Origin of the sequence: Falsibacillus pallidus (assembly GCF_050990905.1) — a bacterium.
Taxonomy (GTDB): Bacteria; Bacillota; Bacilli; order Bacillales; family DSM-25281; genus Falsibacillus; species Falsibacillus pallidus_A.
In genome coordinates, this window is sequence record NZ_CP158866.1 from 1,734,388 (window position 1) to 1,754,123 (window position 19,736).

Annotated in this window: 23 protein-coding genes; 20 read left to right on the top strand and 3 right to left on the bottom strand. The window is 39.7% G+C overall.

Translation table 11 applies throughout. The features are described 5' to 3' along the window. The first annotated feature begins 46 nt into the window (after positions 1-46). The 16 genes from ABTV07_RS09105 (at position 47) to ABTV07_RS09180 (ending at position 14,953) form a co-directional block, all read left to right on the top strand. Entirely contained in the window at positions 47-670 is a 624-nt protein-coding gene (locus ABTV07_RS09105; protein ID WP_433750283.1) for a metal-dependent hydrolase, read from the top strand. A gap of 222 nt (positions 671-892) precedes the next feature. Beyond that, positions 893-2,626 carry a methyl-accepting chemotaxis protein gene (locus ABTV07_RS09110; RefSeq protein ID WP_433750286.1) on the top strand — a complete coding sequence of 578 codons (1,734 nt, stop codon included), beginning with the start codon at positions 893-895 and terminating at the stop codon, positions 2,624-2,626. A 185-nt stretch (positions 2,627-2,811) separates the two neighbouring features. Then, the gene (locus ABTV07_RS09115) at positions 2,812-3,747 is read left to right on the top strand and encodes an ABC transporter ATP-binding protein (RefSeq protein ID WP_433751166.1); all 936 of its coding nucleotides are present in this window, start codon (positions 2,812-2,814) and stop codon (positions 3,745-3,747) included. A 4-nt stretch (positions 3,748-3,751) separates the two neighbouring features. Next, a complete protein-coding gene (locus ABTV07_RS09120) occupies positions 3,752-4,516 on the top strand; it encodes an ABC transporter permease (RefSeq protein WP_158538308.1) in 765 nt (254 codons plus the stop codon). Next, the gene (locus ABTV07_RS09125) at positions 4,516-5,298 is read left to right on the top strand and encodes an ABC transporter permease (RefSeq protein WP_433750290.1); all 783 of its coding nucleotides are present in this window, start codon (positions 4,516-4,518) and stop codon (positions 5,296-5,298) included. The genes ABTV07_RS09120 and ABTV07_RS09125 overlap by 1 nt, the downstream gene beginning before the upstream one ends. 269 nt (positions 5,299-5,567) lie before the next feature. After that, positions 5,568-6,302, top strand: a complete 735-nt coding sequence (locus tag ABTV07_RS09130) for a DUF2161 domain-containing phosphodiesterase (RefSeq protein WP_433750292.1) — start codon at positions 5,568-5,570, stop codon at positions 6,300-6,302. A 19-nt stretch (positions 6,303-6,321) separates the two neighbouring features. Continuing rightward, complete coding sequence (locus ABTV07_RS09135; RefSeq protein WP_433750294.1) at positions 6,322-6,756, top strand: hypothetical protein; 435 nt, start codon at positions 6,322-6,324, stop codon at positions 6,754-6,756. A 57-nt stretch (positions 6,757-6,813) separates the two neighbouring features. Further along, positions 6,814-7,449 carry an NUDIX hydrolase gene (locus ABTV07_RS09140; protein ID WP_433750297.1) on the top strand — a complete coding sequence of 212 codons (636 nt, stop codon included), beginning with the start codon at positions 6,814-6,816 and terminating at the stop codon, positions 7,447-7,449. Further along, a complete protein-coding gene (locus tag ABTV07_RS09145; RefSeq protein WP_433750300.1) occupies positions 7,446-7,973 on the top strand; it encodes an AAA family ATPase in 528 nt (175 codons plus the stop codon). The genes ABTV07_RS09140 and ABTV07_RS09145 overlap by 4 nt, the downstream gene beginning before the upstream one ends. Positions 7,974-8,182: 209 nt before the next feature. Beyond that, positions 8,183-8,866, top strand: a complete 684-nt coding sequence (locus ABTV07_RS09150; RefSeq protein ID WP_433750303.1) for a response regulator transcription factor — start codon at positions 8,183-8,185, stop codon at positions 8,864-8,866. Continuing rightward, positions 8,850-10,010 (top strand): sensor histidine kinase, encoded by a 1,161-nt coding sequence (locus ABTV07_RS09155; protein ID WP_433750306.1) that lies wholly within the window; start codon positions 8,850-8,852, stop codon positions 10,008-10,010. Before ABTV07_RS09150 ends, ABTV07_RS09155 begins: the two co-directional genes overlap by 17 nt. Before the next feature lie 247 nt (positions 10,011-10,257). Next, on the top strand, positions 10,258-10,737 hold the full coding sequence (locus ABTV07_RS09160; protein ID WP_433750309.1) for an FMN-binding protein: 480 nt from the start codon (positions 10,258-10,260) through the stop codon (positions 10,735-10,737). 8 nt (positions 10,738-10,745) lie between these two features. Next, the gene (locus ABTV07_RS09165) at positions 10,746-11,648 is read left to right on the top strand and encodes an FAD:protein FMN transferase (protein ID WP_433750312.1); all 903 of its coding nucleotides are present in this window, start codon (positions 10,746-10,748) and stop codon (positions 11,646-11,648) included. Further along, positions 11,638-12,459 (top strand): RnfABCDGE type electron transport complex subunit D, encoded by an 822-nt coding sequence (locus ABTV07_RS09170; protein ID WP_433750314.1) that lies wholly within the window; start codon positions 11,638-11,640, stop codon positions 12,457-12,459. The genes ABTV07_RS09165 and ABTV07_RS09170 overlap by 11 nt, the downstream gene beginning before the upstream one ends. Positions 12,460-12,596: 137 nt before the next feature. Next, complete coding sequence (spoIIP, locus tag ABTV07_RS09175; protein WP_433750317.1) at positions 12,597-13,718, top strand: stage II sporulation protein P; 1,122 nt, start codon at positions 12,597-12,599, stop codon at positions 13,716-13,718. A gap of 275 nt (positions 13,719-13,993) precedes the next feature. Then, positions 13,994-14,953, top strand: a complete 960-nt coding sequence (locus tag ABTV07_RS09180) for a sigma-70 family RNA polymerase sigma factor (protein WP_433750320.1) — start codon at positions 13,994-13,996, stop codon at positions 14,951-14,953. A gap of 163 nt (positions 14,954-15,116) precedes the next feature. Here ABTV07_RS09180 and ABTV07_RS09185 read toward each other — a convergent pair whose 3' ends face one another. After that, the gene (locus tag ABTV07_RS09185; RefSeq protein WP_433750322.1) at positions 15,117-15,881 is read right to left on the bottom strand and encodes a MerR family transcriptional regulator; all 765 of its coding nucleotides are present in this window, start codon (positions 15,879-15,881) and stop codon (positions 15,117-15,119) included. Between the two features lie 146 nt (positions 15,882-16,027). On the opposite strand from ABTV07_RS09185, the gene ABTV07_RS09190 reads away from it, so the two are divergent. The 4 genes from ABTV07_RS09190 to ABTV07_RS09205 all read left to right on the top strand — a co-directional run bounded on the left by ABTV07_RS09190 (position 16,028) and on the right by ABTV07_RS09205 (position 18,569). Then, complete coding sequence (locus ABTV07_RS09190; RefSeq protein ID WP_433750324.1) at positions 16,028-16,402, top strand: VOC family protein; 375 nt, start codon at positions 16,028-16,030, stop codon at positions 16,400-16,402. A 67-nt stretch (positions 16,403-16,469) separates the two neighbouring features. Continuing rightward, positions 16,470-17,303 (top strand): pentapeptide repeat-containing protein, encoded by an 834-nt coding sequence (locus tag ABTV07_RS09195; protein ID WP_433750327.1) that lies wholly within the window; start codon positions 16,470-16,472, stop codon positions 17,301-17,303. Between the two features lie 106 nt (positions 17,304-17,409). Beyond that, positions 17,410-17,748, top strand: coding sequence for a PadR family transcriptional regulator (locus ABTV07_RS09200; RefSeq protein ID WP_433750329.1), 339 nt, complete (start codon positions 17,410-17,412; stop codon positions 17,746-17,748). Next, the gene (locus tag ABTV07_RS09205) at positions 17,748-18,569 is read left to right on the top strand and encodes a permease prefix domain 1-containing protein (protein ID WP_433750332.1); all 822 of its coding nucleotides are present in this window, start codon (positions 17,748-17,750) and stop codon (positions 18,567-18,569) included. The genes ABTV07_RS09200 and ABTV07_RS09205 overlap by 1 nt, the downstream gene beginning before the upstream one ends. Before the next feature lie 102 nt (positions 18,570-18,671). On the opposite strand, the gene ABTV07_RS09210 is transcribed toward ABTV07_RS09205, so the two are convergent. Beyond that, positions 18,672-19,220 (bottom strand): GNAT family N-acetyltransferase, encoded by a 549-nt coding sequence (locus ABTV07_RS09210; protein ID WP_433750334.1) that lies wholly within the window; start codon positions 19,218-19,220, stop codon positions 18,672-18,674. Next, positions 19,213-19,689, bottom strand: coding sequence for a hypothetical protein (locus ABTV07_RS09215; protein WP_433750337.1), 477 nt, complete (start codon positions 19,687-19,689; stop codon positions 19,213-19,215). Before ABTV07_RS09215 ends, ABTV07_RS09210 begins: the two co-directional genes overlap by 8 nt. Positions 19,690-19,736: the final 47 nt, after the last annotated feature.

The window sequence follows — 19,736 nt, forward strand, 5'->3', positions numbered from 1 at the left end:
GGATTTATCAACTCATCCCAAACATCAAGAAAAAAGGTGAAAAGGTTTGAAAGGCACAGCACATTTAGCAATTGGAACAGCAGCAGGATTCATCATCGGGAACACACAGCATTTTGACTTGTCGACCAATCTAATGCTAGCAGGTCTTGGAGGCATCTCGGGCTTGATGCCGGATATGGATATCGACAGTGTATTGACCAATAAAATTACGATCTCACATAAAGTATTTCGGACAATCGCCCAGGTTGTGGGTGCACTGCTCATCATTTACAGCTACTTAGATGGCGGATTCGATAAGTGGAAAGGGATATGTGCAGGGGTAGGAGTCATCGTACTCTCATCCTTTCTAACCCAGCGGCGGATGCTGACCATGACGGGGATTGGCGTACTGCTTGCGGGATATTCACTGGGGGAAAACTGGCTCTGGCTTCTCGGGATCTACATCATTGGAGCATCGCTAATCCCGCATAGAAGCTACACCCATTCCATCCTGGGAGTGATCTTTTTTGGCGTCATCGCCAGCAAATTTGAAGCTTCCATAGGAATGCAAGGTGCATTCGCAGCCTGCCTCGCGGGGTACATAAGCCATTTAATCGCAGATATGAAATTCCTCCCGGCCAATAAGCGCGGAGTGAAATTGTTTTTGCCGTTTTCTTCTAAGGAGATTTAAAAAGTTCGAGCTTGGTGCATTTTTGTGCCAGGCTTTTATTTATGCAATTAATTATTTTTACAATGTTCTAAAAAGTGTATATACATAGAAATTATTCTTTTTTAAAAAAACTGTTAAGATGAGTGCGATTGTGTCGATATAAGGGCGGGGAGGAAAATGAGAGATTTTCATTCTTTTCTTCCAAGACAAACATTTATTTATTCAGAGGAGGATCATTAGAGAATGAAAACAATCAAATGGAAAGTGATCAGCGTATCTTTCCTGTTACTTGTCATTCCCGCACTTATTATAGGTCTTGTTGGATTTTTTCAAGCAAAGGATCATCTTAACAGTTTAGGTGAAACGAATTTAAAAAATGGGGTTAAAATGGCGGTCAGGCTTGCTGATACGTTAAATGGCGAAGTCCAAAATGGCCATTTGACCGAGGAAGAAGCCCAAGAGAAATTTAAAGAGGCTTTAATTGGTCCGAAACAATCTGATGGAAAACGTAAAATTGCAAATAAGATAGATTTAGGGGACAACGGATATTTCTTTGTTCTTGATGCAAATGGAAATGAACTTGCTCATCCCTCTCTGGAGGGCAAAAATGTATGGGATACAAAAGATGAAGAAGGCAAGTATTTTATCCATGACCTTGTTAAAAAAGCACAAACCGGAGGTGGATTTGTCACCTATAAATGGCCGCTTCCGAATGATCCGAATGCAATAGAACCAAAAACTACATACAGTGAAGTGGATCCAAACTGGGGATGGGTCATTTCAGCGGGTACATATCAAATGGACTTTAACAAATCGGCTAATTCCATTTTATTGATGCTGTTGATTACATTGGCTGCTTCTTTAATCATTGGAAGCATTATTACCATTCTTTTTTCAAGACATTTAGCAGCTCCTATTAAAAAAGTTACATTACAGATGGGGCAGCTTGCCAATGGTAATCTCTCCACTGAAACCCTTGAAGTGAAAAGAAAAGACGAGATCGGGCAATTATTCAATTCGATGAATCATATGAAAAAGAAGCTTCGGGATATGATGCTTGAAATTACACGTGTATCCGACCAAGTGACAAGCCAGAGCGAAGAACTGACTCAGCATGCTGATGAGGTTGGGATGGGAAGCACTCAAATCGCATCGACTATGCAGGAATTGTCGAGTGGTGCAGAAGAACAAGCCCATTCAGCTTCTAGCCTGCTGGAAAAAATGAGCGACTTTTCACAAAGCATCATGAACGCAGCAATGGAAGGCGAAAATGTAAAGGAAAACTCTAAACAGATGTTGGAAATTACCGGTGATGGTACTCAGAATATGATTCAATCTGTTAAACAAATGAACGAGATAGACAGTCAAATTAAATCGTCATTAAACATGGTCAAAGGATTGGACGAAAAAACCGGACAGATTACTGATTTGGTACAAGTCATAAAGGAAATATCAGAACAGACAAACCTGCTATCCTTGAATGCTGCCATTGAGGCGGCGCGTGCAGGTGAACACGGCAGAGGCTTTGCTGTGGTGGCAGATGAAGTTAGGAAATTAGCGGACCAGGTCACTCAATCCATTACGAATATCACGTCCATCGTGTCAGATGTTCAAAATGAATCGAAGCAAGTGGTAGATAGACTGAATGACAGCTATCAATTAGTATCTGATGGAACGAAGCAAATCAATGTGACTGGCGAGAAATTTAAATTATTGAAAGAAACAATTGAAAATACCACGAATCAAGTAGCAGCGATGTCTTCGTCCATGTTTGAACTGTTGGATAATACGAAGGGCATCAATGCCTCCATTGATACAATCGCTTCTGTATCTGAGGAAACCGCTGCTGGAGTGGAAGAAGTGACAGCTACTTCAGAACAGTCGAGCAGTTCGATGGAAGAAGTGGCAAACAGTGCGAGGATGCTTGAAAAAGAGTCAGCCAACTTAAACAAGCTGGTTCAGCAATTTACATTTTAAAAATTATTTTACGAGTAAAGCCCCTGTTGAATCAGGGGTTTTTTTAATCGACAAAAATCGGGGCGTGCCTGTCACTTTTGGTTTACTTCTTTAAATTTCTGAAAATTCTAAACACAAAATGATAATTTATGGTAATATTGTAAGATGTTATGAGATATATGGAGGGAGTGAGGTTTTTGCAAAAGGTGATTGAGGTAAATGGCCTGGCCCGTTCCTACAAGATAAAGAAGGGGACGAAAAAGGCTTTAGATGATGTATCTTTTGAAGTTTATAAAGGAGAGGTATTTGGACTGCTTGGACCAAATGGAGCAGGGAAGACAACAACAATTAAAATATTGACAACCCTTCTTCTGCCAACAGGAGGCAATGCGAAGGTTCTTGGTTATGATGTTGTCACCGAAAGCCGCAAGATCAGGGATAAAATCAATTTTGTCTACGGAGGGGAACGAGGGGTATATGGGAGGCTTACGGCGAGGGAATATCTGCACTACTTCTGTACCCTATACAAAATAAAGAACAAAGAACAAACACAATTAATTAGTGAGCTGCTAGAATTAGTGGAATTAAAGGATAATGAAGGTCAGAAAATACATACTTATTCAAAGGGAATGACCCAAAGGCTTCATATTGCCAGATGTTTGATCAATGAGCCGCAAATCCTTTTCTTGGATGAACCGACGATTGGATTGGATCCATTAGGGGCAAGGCTATTGCGAGATTTAGTTAAGAAACTTTCAAGTAATGGAATTACAATCATTTTAACCACACATTATATGCAGGAAGCTGATGAGCTTTGTGATCGGATTGCATTCATTAAAAATGGGAAGCTGAGTATGATAGGCAATCCCGAGGAGATAAAAGATAGCTGCAACCATCTTAAATTATACGAGGCTACTATGAATCTATCTGATGCAGAGGGTTTAAAAAGAGACAGCTTCTTTACGAATGTGGAAATAGAGGCAATCAAAGAACCATTTTATACAGTTAACTTCGAGGTCGATGAGTCGAATACAGAGAAAATTTCAGACCATCTTGGCAGATATGGTATGGTATTGAAACTGCGGAAGAAGGATATCTCTTTAGAGGATGCTTACGTCCATCATATGAAGGATGTTGGGTGATGGCATGAACTCTGTTTGGCTGCTTATAAGGGAAGTTAAATATTTCACGAACTTCAATAACAGAATGTATCAATTTTTGCTGTTTTTTCAGCCTTTTATGTTTTTGACTATTTTTTATTTTTTGAAGCAAGTAAGAGGTGACATCCAGTCAGATAAATTTGTGGTGGCATCGGCGTTGATCAGTATGTGGAGCTATGTTTTATATTCTTCAGGATCTTCGCTAATATCACAGAAATGGAGCGATACTTTAAAGCTTTTAATTGCTGCACCGGTGTCTTTGTTCAAAATCATACTTTCAAAAACCATCAGCAATTCAGTAATTGCACTCATTTCCATGATTTTAAGCTTTGTATACGCCAAGTTCATTTTTCATTTTTCAATAGGGGTTGAAGATTATTCACTATTCTTTTTAACTGTACTCGTCCTTGTTTTTTCATTGAGTGTTGCTGGATTGATATTGGCTATCGTTTTCGTAGCTTTTCAAAACGCGTTTGATTTTCAAAATTTAATCCTAATGCCAATGATTTTGATTTGCGGGGTCTTGATTCCAGTTGATCATTTGCCTTTAGCACTCAGGTTTATTTCCTACTTGATACCGATGACCTGGAGTATCAAAGCTGTGCATGAATCATTGCTGCTCTCGCCAAACATGTATACTTCATTGATTATAGCGGTATTGGTAAGCCTTGTTTACTTGGCTGCTTCTTATTTTATCGTGAAGAGGATAGAGAACATCATACGCCAAAAAGGAAATTTGGGGGCGATCTAATGCTGCTGTATAAATACGGGTTTACCAATATAAATTATAAGGCAATCTATTCTTTTCAATCCGTAAAACTATTTATCCTGTTCAGACTTATTGATCCGATTATTCATTACTTGTTTTATGCCGCCTTGGTCAGTTCTGTTATAGGATCAGAATTTATAAAATTCGTCGTAATCGGAAATATTGCCTTCTATACGTTTCAAACAATGTCCATCAACTTTTTGAACATGTTCAGGATGGAGAGAAGATTCGGAACACTTGAGCTGAGCATTGCATCTCCTACATCGACATTATTAATCATTTTGAGGAAGGCCATTGTACCTTTCTTGGATTCGTCATTCGTATTTGCTGCTGGCTTGGTTATTGGACATTTCTTGTTTGGACTTGAGATGCCTTTGATGAAGGCTGGAACACTTTTTGTTTTAATGGTCATCACCTTGTTTTCCATGATGAGTTTCTCAATGATTTTTGCAGCTGTAAGTCTTTTAGTAGAAAATCCAAATTTGTATTTGAACATCGTACTTGCGGTCACTCAGATTTTGTGCGGTGCCAACTTTGCCGTTCATTTTCTACCAGGGCCATTGGAGAGTATCGCTAGGATGCTTCCATTGACAAATAGTATTGAGGCATTGAGAGGGATTTTTGGTTTAGAATCCTATGCCATTGCTCCTTTATTAATGAAAGAGTTCAGTATCGGGATTGGTTATTTACTCATTTCTCTTATCTTGATTGCATTTATGGAAAGAGCAGCAAGAAGAAATGGAGCGCTATTCAAAAGCGTATAAATTAAAGCGTTCAACTAAATCCTATGCCCATACGGGGGTGAGGGATATGACTGAAATGAAAAATCAGGAGTATAATGAAGAATGAGGAGACGCCATTTATTTGGCGTTTTTTTAATTAATTCCAGTCGGATTTATGGAATTTTTAGTCAGGAAAATAGTGTGAGTGATATAATAGGAATAGTGATTGATAGTTTTGATAAAGTTATAGGTATCTATAAAGAATTGATAGATATAAAACAGTTATACAAATATAGAAGGTTGCGATACATATGAAAAAACAGCAGGAAAAGCGGCTTGAAGCGGATCTATATGAGCCGATCAGGAAGTATTTTGTCAAACAGGGATACGATGTATATGGTGAAGTGAAGCATTGTGATATTGCAGCAATCAAGGATGATGAATTGCTCGTTGTGGAATTGAAGCTGAACATGACCGTCGATCTACTTATACAGGCAGCTAAGAGACAAAAGGCAGCGGACCAGGTTTATATAGGGATACCAAAGCCGAAGTACAGTTTGTTTTCGAAAAAGTGGAAGGACCTGTGTCATTTAATCAGACGATTGGAACTTGGTTTGATTATCGTCTCTTTTCAGGGAAGCGCCCCTAAAGCAGAAGTGAGAATTGAGCCGCAGCCATTTGACCGGAAAAAGACCAGGCAGCAAAATAAGCGGAAACGAAAGCAGATTATCCAGGAAATCCAAGGCAGAAACGGCGACTATAATGTAGGGGGCAGCACCAAAACAAAAATTGTCACTGCCTATAAAGAAAACTGCATTCAAATTGCCCACCTCCTGAAGGAAAATGGGCCAATGTCTCCAAAAGGGCTGCGCGATTTAGGTACGGGTGATAAGACCACCTCCATTTTGAGTAAAAATTATGAAGGCTGGTTCGAGCGCGTGCAGCGCGGGGTTTACACCCTGACCGAAAAAGGACAACAGGAGTTGGTTCTGTATGAAAAAGTTGTCCAATATTATGCTGATAGCGACAGCAATGGAACTGAGTAAGTAATAGGGAGAGGCTGGGGTGCAAATGATCTATTCTGCTGAATTGAAACGATTGCCTCTTTTTACTATTCTTATACTTTTATGTATTCAAAGTATGCTTCTCGATGTTGATATTACAGGATTCTTGTTTGATATAGCTGTAGCAATTTTGACAGCAATTCTGTTATTAATTGATTTTGAGTTGGAAATCACAAATGAAAAAATCATATATCGAGTGAAGTTTTTTTTCGCAATAATTTATTGCCGCAGTCTAACTTCTAGTGACATTAAGATAATCAAATGTAAACGTACAGGGTGGGCATCAAGATGTATTTCAATATGTCCAGTACAAGGAATGAGACTGAGGATTATTCGTTTTAAACCAGCAGAAGTTTATGAAAATCTTGTTTCTTTTGCTGAAATAAATAATATTGCAGTTGAAAAGACGAAAGATTATCAAATTCTTGAGAGATAGCTCAAGTATGAAGTTTATTTGGAATTATAACTTTTGAAATCAAAGCAGGTGCATCACATGGAAACTGAATTAATTAAAATCGTTGATGAAAATGGTACCGAATTAGGGGTTGCACCAAGGGAAGAAATCCACCGGCTTGGCCATTGGCATGAAACGTTTCACTGTTGGTTTGTGACAAGGGAGAATAAAGTGGACTACATCCACCTTCAGCTCCGAAGTGAAGATAAGAAAGATTATCCTAATCTATTGGATATTACAACGGCGGGGCACCTGCTTGCAGACGAAACTGTGTCCGATGGGCTTCGTGAAGTGAAGGAAGAAGTCGGAATTGAGCTAGCCTTGAGTGAATTGATTCCATTAGGTGTCATCCCCTATGAAGTGGTGCGTGGTGATCTGATTGATCGGGAACGGGCACATACATATCTTTACATACAAGAAGGACCAATCAATAACTATGAACTTCAAAAAGAGGAAGTTGCAGGTATCGTCAGAATTGAATTTAGCAAATTCAGGGAGCTTTGGACGGGAAAAAGCCTTAATGTTCATATAGAAGGCTTCTGCCATACAAAAGACGGAGAGGCATTTATAATGAAGGAAACCGTAGGAAAAGAAGCATTTGTCCCTCATGAAGAGGAATTTTATCAAGAAATTATAAAGAAAATTTCAGTTTATTTGGAGCGTGCAGAACGATGATTATTATGATCAATGGGGCTTTTGGGGTTGGAAAAACGAGTGTAGCTGAGGAATTGAAGAGCAGAATCAGTGGAAGTATTCTTTTTGATCCGGAAATGGTAGGGTATTTGCTCCGGGAAATGATTCCTTTAGAAATCAGGCAAAATGAGGCCAAGACCGGGGACTTTCAGGACTACATCATGTGGAAAAAACTTGTCGTGAAAGTGGCTGAAGAATTGATGGAGACATATCACGAAACATTGATTGTTCCGATGACGATTTATAATCAGGAACGATTTGAATACATTTATAACGGGTTCAAGAAAATAGACGACAAAACACATCATTTTTGTTTAATGGGTGAAAAGGAAACCATTGCTGATCGGCTTTTGAAAAGAGGGGAAGAAGAAGGGAATTGGTGCTTCCAGCAAATAGAGAAAGGCCTGTCTGGTTTTGCTTCCGGAACATTTGATGAGTATATACAAACGGATAAATTGAGTGTCAATGAAATTACTGAACATATTCTTAGCCGGCTTGAAGTATGAAAATCTTTAGATGGAGGACATTATTCATCGCAATACCGGTGGTTTAATTACATTGTGTATGAATATAGCTTCCCAAAGTATATCGCTATTACTAGTGATGTACTTTTTTATTATGTATTTTCAATTTTGATTCACTGCCCATCCATTTTTAAAGATATTTTAATAATGGAAGGATAAAATAGGAGCAGGTAAAGAATTTGGAGGCAAAGATGAAAATACTAATCATTGATGATGAGAGAATGTTAGCTGAAGGGATTGCAGATTTATTAAGAGAAGAAAAATATGATGTGGATGCTGCCTATACCGGCATGGATGGTCTAATGCTTGCGGAACAGAATATTTATGACGCAATCATCCTTGATATTATGCTTCCTGAGATGGATGGTTTTTCGATTGTACAATCTTTGAGAAGACAAGCTATAAAGACGCCTATCTTGCTTTTGACTGCTAAAGACAGTGTCACGGATAGGGTCAAAGGGCTTGATGCAGGAGCCGATGACTATTTAATCAAGCCGTTTGCCGGACCAGAATTGCTCGCCCGCATTAGAGTACTCCTCCGCGGAAAAGGAGATATGGCAGAAGCGGAAATTGGCTATGGACCAATCAAGATAATTGACCATGATGCCTTTATAAATGGAGAAAAACTGAATTTGACAATAAAAGAATTTCGATTGCTTGAATTCTTTATTTTAAATAGGGAGCAGATTCTTCTGCGTGATCAAATCTTTAATCGAATCTGGGGATTCAGCTCAGAGGCAGGAGTGAATGTCGTGGATGTATATGTTCACCACCTCCGAAAAAAACTTGTTCCCTTTCAAATGGATCATTGGATTGTCACCGTCCGTGGGATTGGATTTATGCTAAAAGGAGAAGTAAATGTTCCGCAAAACTAAATTTGAATTAGTCTCGCTTTTTACACTTGTATTTTTTATTGTCCTTACCATCTTGGGCTTTAGCTTGTACTTGTTTATGGAAAGAATCTCTTATTCTTCGATTGACGACCGGCTGCGTCATAAGGAGTCTTTCCTGGTACAGAACTCAAATGAAATAAAGTCAGAGGAAAAAGAGAGGGAAACGGAGCGCAAGGTAACATATTTGTTCTGGGATGAGAAAGGGAACCTGCTCAAAAGTTTTCCGGAAAAAGCCTTTTACAGCAAAGAATTGGCCTCGCTAAAGCCAACGAATGATGATAAGAAGGTAAGAACGAAATCTATTGGGGGCCACACCTATAGGATACTTAAACATAAAGTAAAGAAATCCGAACCGAAAAAAGTTCCTTCATCAGCCACTGTACAGCTTGTTTATAACATAGATCCTGAGGAGAAGGTGTTGAAAAAACTTCTTCTGCTAATTGCTTTTGGCAGTGTAATCGGGCTTGCAATTTCGTTTGTAGCTGGCTTATTCCTTGCCAACAAAGCCTTGATTCCCATCCAAAGATCGTGGGAAAAACAGGTGCAGTTTGTTGGGGATGCTTCGCATGAACTCCGAACCCCCCTTGCCATTATTCAGACGCAATTAGAAAGGCTCTTCAGGCATCCAACCCGCACAATCGAAGAGGAAATAACGAGCATTTATAATGGTCTTTCAGAAGTGAAGCGGTTAAGCAAGCTGGTGGGCGACTTATTGACGCTGGCAAGATACGATTCCAATGAACAGCAGATTAATCCAAGCTCTTTCGCAATGGATAATCTGCTTGAAAGTTTAGTGGAGCAGTTCCAGCCGATTGCTGATATGAAAGAATTGAAATTGAAAAAATCAATAGAAAAAAATATTTACTGCTTTGGAGATAAAGAGCGGATCCATCAATTATTTGTTATCTTATTGGATAATGCCATTAAATACAGTCACCAGTGTGGACAAATTTTGGTTATGTGTAAAAGGGAAGGCAGCGGCCATTTGACCATAAAAATTAAAGACAATGGGAAAGGCATTTCCGAGGATGATTTGCCTTATATCTTTGATCGCTTTTATCGAAGTGAAAAAGAGAGAAACAGGTCGACCGGTGGTTCAGGACTTGGCCTATCCATCGCTAAATGAATTGTAGAAGCTCACGGAGGACAGATAACGGCAGTATCAAAGCTAAATGAAGGCAGTGAATTTATTATTAAACTTCCACTCTTACATCACACCAAGACATAATGACTCGCAGAAATGCGGGTCTTTTTGCTATTTGGATTATTAAGTAATAAGCAGTCAATTTAATTAAAAGTGTATTTTTAAAGAAATTTTAAAAGTGGACATTTATGCTTGGTGTATCAGACAAATGATGCCAAGGAGGATTCAGATGGGGAAGATGGACAAAAAATGGGTTGTTCTCTGCAGCGCCGCCGTTGCTGCCGTGTATGCAGGCGGTTTTTATACAACGGAACAGGACGCTGTCAAAACGGAATCCGCACAATACGAGTTTTTAAATAAGCAGACAAATGGACAAGTATCCAGTACTAATAAAGATAAAACAAATTCGATCACTAGTGAAACGATCCAAACTCCGAAACAGCAATACAGAGATGGTACCTATACCGGAATGGGAATGAACAGGAGAGGAGAAATCCAAGTATCCGTGACCTTAAAGAAAGATAAGATCGTTGATGTTCAAATCAGTGATTGGGGTATGCACTATTCAGAAGACGATGTCGTGAATCTTCCTGATCAAGTTGTCGCTGAGCAAAGTTATAACGTCGAAAATGTTTCAGGGGCCACATACAGTACTGAAGCTTTTAAAAATGCGGTGCAGGATGCGCTGAGTCAAGCCGAAAATTCGTAGGGGATATGATGAGAAAAATTAAACTATTTATGGATACATTGATAGAAATTAAGATTGCAACTTGGAATGGCGCTGCAGAAAAAGAGGCAGAAGCTGCTATTGAGCGGGCTTTTGAGCATTTTCGCAAAGTGGAACAAGCCTGCAGCCGTTTTAATCCAGAGAGTGAATTAATGCGTGCATGCAGCGTAGCAGGAAAAGCAGTAAATATCAGCCCCTATTTATTTGGTCCTTTAAAGTTCGCTTTAGAAGTAGCAAATGCGACGGGTGGAAGGTTCGACCCCTCCATCGGCAAGGCCATGGAACAAAATGGATTTGACCAAAATTATTTAACGGGAGAACGAATTTCTACGGATCCCGCGGATTCAACCGGCACATATAAGGATATCATTCTTGATGAATCCAACATGAGCTTACAATTAAAAAATCCTCTAATAATGGATTTGGGAGCTGTTGCAAAAGGATTTGCGATTGATTTGGCAGCAGCTGAACTAAACGAGTTTGAGGGGTTTATCGTAAATGCCGGTGGAGACGTATATGCAGGAGGGATGGAGCAAAAGGACACCCCGTGGAGAATCGGTATACAACATCCGGCAAAAGCTGCTGAGGTCATCCAAGTACTTGATATCTCAAATCAGGCCCTTTGCACGAGTGGTAGTTATGAAAGAAAGAATGAGGATAGTCCTGAAAACCACCATATTATCCTTCCAGAAACAACACGCTCACCTAATCGATGGGTAAGTGCAACGGTCATTGCTCCTTCCGCAATGTTGGCGGATGCCCTTTCTACGTCATGCTTCCTATTGGAGGCTGAAGAAGCGGATACATTATTGAAATCAGCGGGTGCAGCGGGGCTGTTAATTACATCGGATTTAAATATTGTAAAGGTGGGGGGAAACAAAGATGACATTTAAAAAATGGGTTAAAACCCCTAAAGGATATGTGGTCATTGCAATGATCAGTTTTCTTATTTTTGCAACAATAGGCTACAAAGACATGGGTGGGTTCAAAAATGCATTAGTGGCAGTTATTGCAGGGGTTGTGGTTGATGCAGCCCTGAATATCAAAAAAAGAGGAAGGAAGTGGACAGTTCCGGATGGTGCCGTAATCACAGGTTTGATTATCGCACTAGTTTCGAGTACGGCAGCTTCCATGTGGGTAATTGCCTCTACGGCTGTACTTGCCATTTTATCAAAACATTTTATTGCCTATAAGAATAAACCCATCTTTAATCCTGCAGCAGTAGGATTGCTGTTATCGTACCTTCTTTTCAGAACCGGCCAGAGCTGGTGGGGGGCATTTGGAGATCTTACGTCATGGACAATTCTCCTTTTGCTGATAGGCGGGTATATCATCGTCAACCGTGTGCATAAATTCCCTCAAGTCTTTACTTTTTTAGGGACATCATTTCTTCTATTGGCAATCATGGGTTTTTTCCATTCTACCTTAGCAGCAGATGCCTTTAGACCACCATTTATTAATGCAACATTATTTTTTGCATTCTTTATGCTGACAGATCTTCCGACATCTCCTGCCAAGGATAAGGATCAAATAATATATGGTTTTCTAACGGGCGCTATAGGCACGCTTATTTATGCACTTTCAGGAGGATTATTGTATTTATTTATTGGTCTCTGTTTAGGGAACCTATTTACCTATTATAGAAAACGTTCTGGATCAAAAGCGAAAATGAGAAAGCCGATTCATATGAGAAGATCCAGCTAGCAGCAGATACAGGAAGAAATTTGAAAGCGGATCATCCTTTTGGATGGATCAGCTTTTTTGCACTGTGCCTCCCATAACAAATTTCCTTTTTCATAACCCCCGCAGATCCGCATACCTTTTTATAGGGGGTGGGAAAAATGATGCTGGGACAGCTGAGATGGTACTCCAAAAAAATCATGATGATTGTTGTTATGATACTATTCTTTTTCATGCTTGCATCAAGCATTTCTGGCCTTGCCGCCAACAAAATTTCTTCTGAATATATGTCATCACTATTGAAGAATATTAATGCGTCTGAGCTGTATGCACATAGTTTTATGAGTGAAAATCATGCGTTTCCAGCTCCCGAAGAAGGAAGCACTTCACTCAGTCAAATGAGCTTCATGATGGCGACCAATGTAAAGCCTTATGATATTCGTTCTCTCTTAGGCAGGGAGCTTCCGGGCTTCGCCAATTTTGATACGAAGATCCAAATCGCTGGAAAGGGGAGCAATTTTACAAATCTCCCTGTTGAATCTAATCCACCGATGGATGTCCTCCTCAATGATGAGGAGCCAACAGGAAGTGGAAATCCAGCTGCAAATCCACCCGCTCATCCGAATTTGGAGAAGGTGGTTTATATTTATCACTCGCATAGCTGGGAATCCTTCCTGCCGCTTTTACCAAATGCCAAAAAACCAAACGATGCAGTCAGCTCCAATCCTGATTTGAACATTATTTCAGCGGGGACCACCTTAGCGGATGCGCTGGACCAAAATGGAATCGGTGCTGAACATGATCGGGATAATATGGCGGAAAAGCTCCACGGGAAGGGGTTGACGACCAATCAATCCTACCAGCTCTCCAGGTCTGTCGTTCAAGAAGCCATGGCAGATGAGAAAAGTTTAAAGATGTTCATCGATCTTCATCGTGATTCCCTAAGAAGAGAGGATACAACCATTGCCATTAATGACAAAAGCTATGCACGGCTTTATTTCATTGTAGGAGAGGAGCATAAATCCTATAAAGAAAACCTGGCATTTGCCGAAAAACTGCATACGTATTTGGAAGCCCATTATCCTGGATTGAGCAGGGGCGTTCTTTTGAAAAATAAATCCATGGGGGACGGCGTTTATAACCAGGACTTATCTTCGAGATCGATGTTAGTGGAAGTGGGCGGAGTAGATAATAACCGGGCTGAACTGGACCGTTCCATGGAAGCGTTGGCCGAAGCATTGGAGAATTATTATTGGAGCCAAAAAAATGCTGGACAAATTTAGAAAACGCCAACCGCTGCTATGGCTGATGTTCATGTTTGTATCGACGCTCTTTTCGTTTTATCTGTTCCATTGGATCGTAACGCTATCATTTTTCATAACGGGGCTTCTTTTTTCAATTATCGCATTATTCAAGGATGACCCTGATAGAACCTGAACCAATTTGGTTTAGGTTTTTTATGTTGAGAGGAATTGGAGTATGAGGTGAAGAAGTAAGTAGGGTGAAAAGTTTAAAAGTTTAATATAATATTATTATGTAAACCAAAGGGGTATAAAGAATGAAAGATCAGTCCGTCGTTTCATGGAGTGAGAAGATGCGCTCCGTTGAAAAGGAATATAAGAGAACCATTGAGCCATTTCGAAAGGACTTATGGTGGTATTGCTACCGGCTAACAGGCTCTCCGTGGGATGCAGAGGACTTAGTGCAGGAAACATTATTGAAGTCACTTTCGATGCTGACAAAAGTTTTTCAGGAATTGAATTTGAAAGCGTATTTATTTCGTATTGCTTCAAACCTTTGGATCGATCAGTGCAGAAAAGGGAAGGCAGCTATTGCTGGAGGATATGAAATTGAATGGAAGCAGGATACCGATGCATCAAATAATCTAGAAGTGATTGAGAGCCTTGATTACTTGGTTCGCCGCTTGACTCCAAAACAGTATACATCTCTCCTGCTTGTAGATGTTTTTCAATTTTGTGCAAAAGAGGCTGCGGAGATACTTGGTTCTACACAAGGTGCTGTATATGCCAATATCAATCGAGCTCGGGTGGTTCTTTCTGAGCTAAATAACGATTTACCTAGTGAGGAACAGTTGAATGTGCAAGACAGCTCCGCAAATTCTGCCACACTTGAACGATTGCTGGAAGGGTTTGAAAAAAAAGATCCGAATCTCATTGCAGCCCTGTTGGATGAAAATGTTGTCACAGAAATCACGCATGCCGGAATTGAATATGGAAAAGATGAAACATTAAAGAATTCCTTGAATGACTGGACGCAAGTGGCTGCGGGACAAGGCTCTCTTCGTGCTTCAATTGCGGAGCTTTGGGGCCGGACAGTTGTGGTTGAAAGTGAGATAAAGGATGATGGGGATTATCTAAACAACATCCACTTCATTGAAATAGAAGAAGACAGGATTGTTTATTGGAAATTTTACTGTTTTTCTTGGGAATTGCTGAATGCTGCAGCTGTTGAGCTCGGGTTGAAGATGAATGCGGTGAATTTTCAAGGTATTTACTAGGGATTTTGTCTCTGGTGGGGGATGTTCTAGTAAAAATGTTAGAGTTTCTAGCAAAATGTTCGGCAGTTCTAGCAAAAAGCATCGTTGTTCTAGTAATTCTGCCTAAATTTCGAGTAAATCAAGTTAGCCGACAAAGGGTGATCAATCCTCTGCCGGCTTTTCATTATTTTATCATTCCGGTATAAATATGGATGGCATCCCTGAGGAAAGCTGCTGTCCCTGGCTGCTCCTTGTCGTAGTAGGCAGTGAAGCGTTCATCATCCACATACATTTGGGCAAGCCCAGCATGTGCTTCTTTACTATAGGAATTCCAGTAAATCATCAGCCAATTCTTATGCAGTTCTGCTGCCTTTTGCCCCAATTCTCCTCCAGGATCTCCTGTCTTGAATGCATCTGCAAGGGTTTGGTGCAGTTCTACCGCGAGTTTGTTTGCTTCTTCATGCTCGCTTTCAGTCATATTCATTACTTTTTGATTGGACTGGTCTACTGTTTCATCCCCGTATTTTTCTCGAATTTCTTTTCCATATTTCTCTTCATTTTCATCTATCATTTTTTTCTTGAAGCCTTCGAATTTTTCTTTGTTTGACATGGTGGTTCTCCCTTCTTTTTCTGCAATGGTCTTCTCCACGTTTTGGATGAGGAGGTCCAGCTGCTTACGTCTGTCAAGGAGTTGTTCACGGTGTTCATTCAATGCTTTTGCGCTGTCAAATTCCGGTGATGCTATGATTTCTTTGATGGTTTCAAGGGAAAGGCCAAGCTCCCGATAGAAGAGGATTTGCTGCAGCAGATCGACTTCACCCTGCCCATAGATTCGATATCCAGATGAATTGATTCTTGCCGGCTTAAGAAGGTCAATCTCATCATAATACCTTAGAGTCCTGGCGCTGATTCCAGCCAATTTCCCCAGTTTCTGAACCGTATACTCCATGTGCTCACCTCCTGACAATTTCACTTTACACCTTTACGCTGCGTTATAGTCAAACCCATTTTATAAAAAATTTAATCCCGCGTATAATTTTTTCGTTAAAACTCGTTTAATTAGATGAAAATTAAATGAAATGGAGCGTGCTTCTTATGAAAAATCCTATCTTAAACAAAATGAATACCGTTTTTGTCCATGTTTCTAATCTCCATGAATCTGTCAGATGGTACAGCCGATTGCTCAGCCTTCGTATCCGCGAGCAGGATATTCATCCACCGGTCTACAATATTGAAATTGATAGTCACACCGGATTAACGTTGGATGCTGGTCCGAAGGGGATGAAGAAAAAGCTGAATCCAAGTCCATATCCCATCTTTAACTTTCATACAGATGATATCAATCGTGGGTACGACTATGTTAAAGAGCTGGGATATCTAATTGTTTCAGAAATTGTCCGGTTTGATGATTTTTCATATTTTCAAGTTGTGGATCCAGATGGAAATATCATAATGATTTGCACAGGATAAAAAGGGATTTTATGCTAGTATTATAGATGTGCTAATTTGGAAGAATTAAAAGGAAGTGCACTATTTAATGAAACTAAAAGAGGTAACCCAGTTGCGGGCAGATTGTGAAAATTGCTTTGGTTTGTGCTGCGTAGCATTGCCATTTGGGAAATCAGCTGATTTTCCATGTAATAAAGATGGCGGTGAACCGTGCTCTAATCTACAAAAAGATTACCGATGCAGCATTCATGGGGACTTAAGAGAAAATGGGTATAAAGGATGTACAGTATTTGAATGCTTTGGGGCAGGACAAAAAGTTTCTCAATTCACGTTTGCAGGGGAATCCTGGAGAGAAACATCCGAAAAAGCAGAAATGATGTTCAAAGTTTTCCCTGTCGTGCACCAGCTCCACGAGATGCTTTGGTATTTGAATGAAGCTCTATCTATTGAAGCATGCCGGAAAATACATGCAGATTTATTAAACATGAGTAAAGAGACAGAAGCATTGACATTGGAGGAATCTGAAGATATTCTCCGAATTGATGTTGTTTTACATCGATTCCGAGTGAATGAGCTGCTGGTAAGGGCAGGTGAACAGGTGAGGAAGGAAGCTCTAGAAATTTATCATCTAAATCCAAAAAAGAAGATGAATTTCCGGAGTGCAGATTTAATGGGTAAAAATTTAAAGACTTCTGATTTTAGGGGAGCAAATTTTAGAGGAGCCTATCTAATTGCCGCAGATCTTAGAGATTCAGACTTCCGCATGGCAGAAATGATTGGTGCAGATATGCGTGATGCTGATGTGAGAGGTGCTGACTTCAGCAAAAGCCTGTTTCTGACACAAGTTCAAATCAATGCTGCCAAAGGCGACAGTAAGACTAAACTTCCGCCAGGGATCAAATACCCTTTGCATTGGTCTTAGAAACGATATATTCCAATCCATACTACAATGGGTTGGATTTTTATTTTACTAAATACCTTGCATTATAGAGTAATATAAATTATATTATTTCCAGGGGGTGGAATTTTTGGAAGTAAATAAAGAGGTCTTAAAGGGGCACATCGATACAATCATTTTAGCGCTCCTTTTAAAGAAAGATTTATATGGATATGAATTAGCGAAGCTCGTCCGCGAACGAAGCAAAGATCAATTTGAATTAAAAGAAGGTACACTTTATCTTTCTTTGAAAAGGCTTGAGAAAAATGAATGGATTGAATCCTACTGGGGTGATGAACAAGGACCCGGGGGTAGGCGGAAATATTATCGAGTGACACCGATGGGAGAAGAAGGGTTCACGGAAAAACGAAAGGAATGGGCATTCGTCAAGCAATTGATGGACTCATTTTTAGGGGAGGGAGATCAATAATGAAACAAATTGATTTATTCGTAGATGCTGTGTACCATCAGGCAAGTGGCAATCGAAAAGAAATACAGGAATTAAAGACCGAAATGAAAGCCCATCTTTTGGAGGCAGTCGATGAGTTGAAAAGGGGAGGGATGGCAGAAGAGGAAGCGGTCAAAACGGCAATCGAACGATTTGGCGGGGAGGATGAGATGCGTTCGGTTGTCAGCCAGCTTTTCAAAGCACAGAGGGTATTTGCAAAGTGGATCCTCTATGTGGCTATCTCAGTCCTATGCCTTTCTGCAATCACATTTTCATTTTTGTTGAAAGAAGAAAATGATCATATGGATGACCAGTCCATGATAGCAGCCGACATCGCTAGAATAATAGAGGGGAAAAAATCGATTACAAATGAGATGCAGGCTGCTATTCAAGATAAAATCAATGACTCTGAAAATATATCCGAAGTGGCGATTTATCCTGATAAAAGCTTCAATGCTGAATCAGGGGGAATCCTGAAAGGAGAGACACCTGTATATCAATATGAGCGCCAAGTATGGACGCCGAAATGGCTTTTTGCTGAATCCTATCCATATGGAAATGGAGATGAACAATGGTTTGTCATGATGCAGACGCGGACATTTGATAAACTGGCGGTGCTGGTGTCCTTTGTTGGAGGAGCCATGTGGTGGACGTTGTTTGCTATTTGGGCAATTGTGAATGCCTATCATCAAAAACGATTAAATGCCGGATGGGTGCTGGCATTTGCTTTATTAAATGTAGTGGGATACTTGATATACTACTTAACTGGAAAAATCAAATTTGTAAAACACTTCAACGCATAGTGAATTAGGGTATATTCTTGGAGGAATATGCCCTTCTCATATTGTTTATTTCTTGAATTTCAGAAAGGGATATAATAATGAACATACTTTTCCTCTTTTATTTCAAAACGGGAAGTCTTCTAATCTAATTGGAGTAGTCTTCTTGTTTTCCCAATCAGACCGAATGTTCGCATAGCATATCGAGTCATTTACAGTTCCATCACTATTTTCCCATGCGCTTCGTAAATAACCTTCTTTAACAAATCCGCATTTATAAAGCGTCTTTCTCATTGGCAGGTTGTCGCTTCTGGTATAAGCCTCAATTCTTATTTTCTTATCAGGCAATCTGAAAATATAGTCCACCATCCAACTGACAGCTTTCGTTCCAATGCCTTTTCCTCTCAAGTTGTTTCTAAGCCGAATATCAAACAATGGGATGGTGTCATTAATATCGTGGATGATTAGTAGTCCGATTTTTTCCTCTTCGTGTACAATCCAAAAAGCTTCCCTGTCATCCTGATACCATCCATTATGGTATTGTTCCACAATCTGCTCCTTGACTGGTGTGGGATTGGAGTGGAATTTCCAAGTATTATTCGTCAAAAAAGAAACTAAATCATCCAACTCATTTTGAAATCTGATAAATTGAAATTCTTGCATACTATTAATCACTCAAAAATCCTTCTTCCTTATGTTTGTCGGAAAACTCCTTTATCCAATCCATGTCGATTGGGCCATTCAGTACTTTGTAATAATGGCCAACAAAAACATGTACATCATTTTCAAGAAAATGCACTATAATTGCCTTTCCTTTTCGATTAGATATATTCAATTCAAAGTATTCACCTTCATTTAAATGATTGATAAAACCTCCTTCAGGTTCCTTTTTTACTTTGTACTGACTCAGAAAGTCCATCAAATCCGCAGCAGTATCAGGATCTTTTGTAGTCCATTCATAAAACTGGTTATCCTTGACTAATCTTCTGTCCTTTGTAAACCCCATATATATCATGTCTCTTTTTTCAAAGGAAATAGCTTCATCTAAACCTTTTACTCTATAAATGTCATATATTTTTAGTCCAATTACGACGAACCATAATGCCAGACAAAGCAAAACATATTTCCATTTTTTATTTTTCACTTTAGGAATCTCCTCTAAGTAGAAAATTTTTCCTTTTTATTAATGTT

What these genes read in the sequence shown, in the direction of transcription:
- ABTV07_RS09110 (WP_433750286.1), top strand. Translation starts at nt 893, where the DNA reads ATGAAAACAATCAAATGGAAAGTGATCAGCGTATCTTTCCTGTTACTT.
- ABTV07_RS09120 (WP_158538308.1), top strand. Translation starts at nt 3,752, where the DNA reads ATGAACTCTGTTTGGCTGCTTATAAGGGAAGTTAAATATTTCACGAAC.
- ABTV07_RS09125 (WP_433750290.1), top strand. Translation starts at nt 4,516, where the DNA reads ATGCTGCTGTATAAATACGGGTTTACCAATATAAATTATAAGGCAATC.
- ABTV07_RS09130 (WP_433750292.1), top strand. Translation starts at nt 5,568, where the DNA reads ATGAAAAAACAGCAGGAAAAGCGGCTTGAAGCGGATCTATATGAGCCG.
- ABTV07_RS09140 (WP_433750297.1), top strand. Translation starts at nt 6,814, where the DNA reads ATGGAAACTGAATTAATTAAAATCGTTGATGAAAATGGTACCGAATTA.
- ABTV07_RS09145 (WP_433750300.1), top strand. Translation starts at nt 7,446, where the DNA reads ATGATTATTATGATCAATGGGGCTTTTGGGGTTGGAAAAACGAGTGTA.
- ABTV07_RS09150 (WP_433750303.1), top strand. Translation starts at nt 8,183, where the DNA reads ATGAAAATACTAATCATTGATGATGAGAGAATGTTAGCTGAAGGGATT.
- ABTV07_RS09155 (WP_433750306.1), top strand. Translation starts at nt 8,850, where the DNA reads ATGTTCCGCAAAACTAAATTTGAATTAGTCTCGCTTTTTACACTTGTA.
- ABTV07_RS09160 (WP_433750309.1), top strand. Translation starts at nt 10,258, where the DNA reads ATGGGGAAGATGGACAAAAAATGGGTTGTTCTCTGCAGCGCCGCCGTT.
- ABTV07_RS09165 (WP_433750312.1), top strand. Translation starts at nt 10,746, where the DNA reads ATGAGAAAAATTAAACTATTTATGGATACATTGATAGAAATTAAGATT.
- ABTV07_RS09170 (WP_433750314.1), top strand. Translation starts at nt 11,638, where the DNA reads ATGACATTTAAAAAATGGGTTAAAACCCCTAAAGGATATGTGGTCATT.
- spoIIP (WP_433750317.1), top strand. Translation starts at nt 12,597, where the DNA reads ATGATGCTGGGACAGCTGAGATGGTACTCCAAAAAAATCATGATGATT.
- ABTV07_RS09180 (WP_433750320.1), top strand. Translation starts at nt 13,994, where the DNA reads ATGAAAGATCAGTCCGTCGTTTCATGGAGTGAGAAGATGCGCTCCGTT.
- ABTV07_RS09185 (WP_433750322.1), bottom strand. Translation starts at nt 15,881, where the DNA reads ATGGAGTATACGGTTCAGAAACTGGGGAAATTGGCTGGAATCAGCGCC.
- ABTV07_RS09190 (WP_433750324.1), top strand. Translation starts at nt 16,028, where the DNA reads ATGAAAAATCCTATCTTAAACAAAATGAATACCGTTTTTGTCCATGTT.
- ABTV07_RS09195 (WP_433750327.1), top strand. Translation starts at nt 16,470, where the DNA reads ATGAAACTAAAAGAGGTAACCCAGTTGCGGGCAGATTGTGAAAATTGC.
- ABTV07_RS09205 (WP_433750332.1), top strand. Translation starts at nt 17,748, where the DNA reads ATGAAACAAATTGATTTATTCGTAGATGCTGTGTACCATCAGGCAAGT.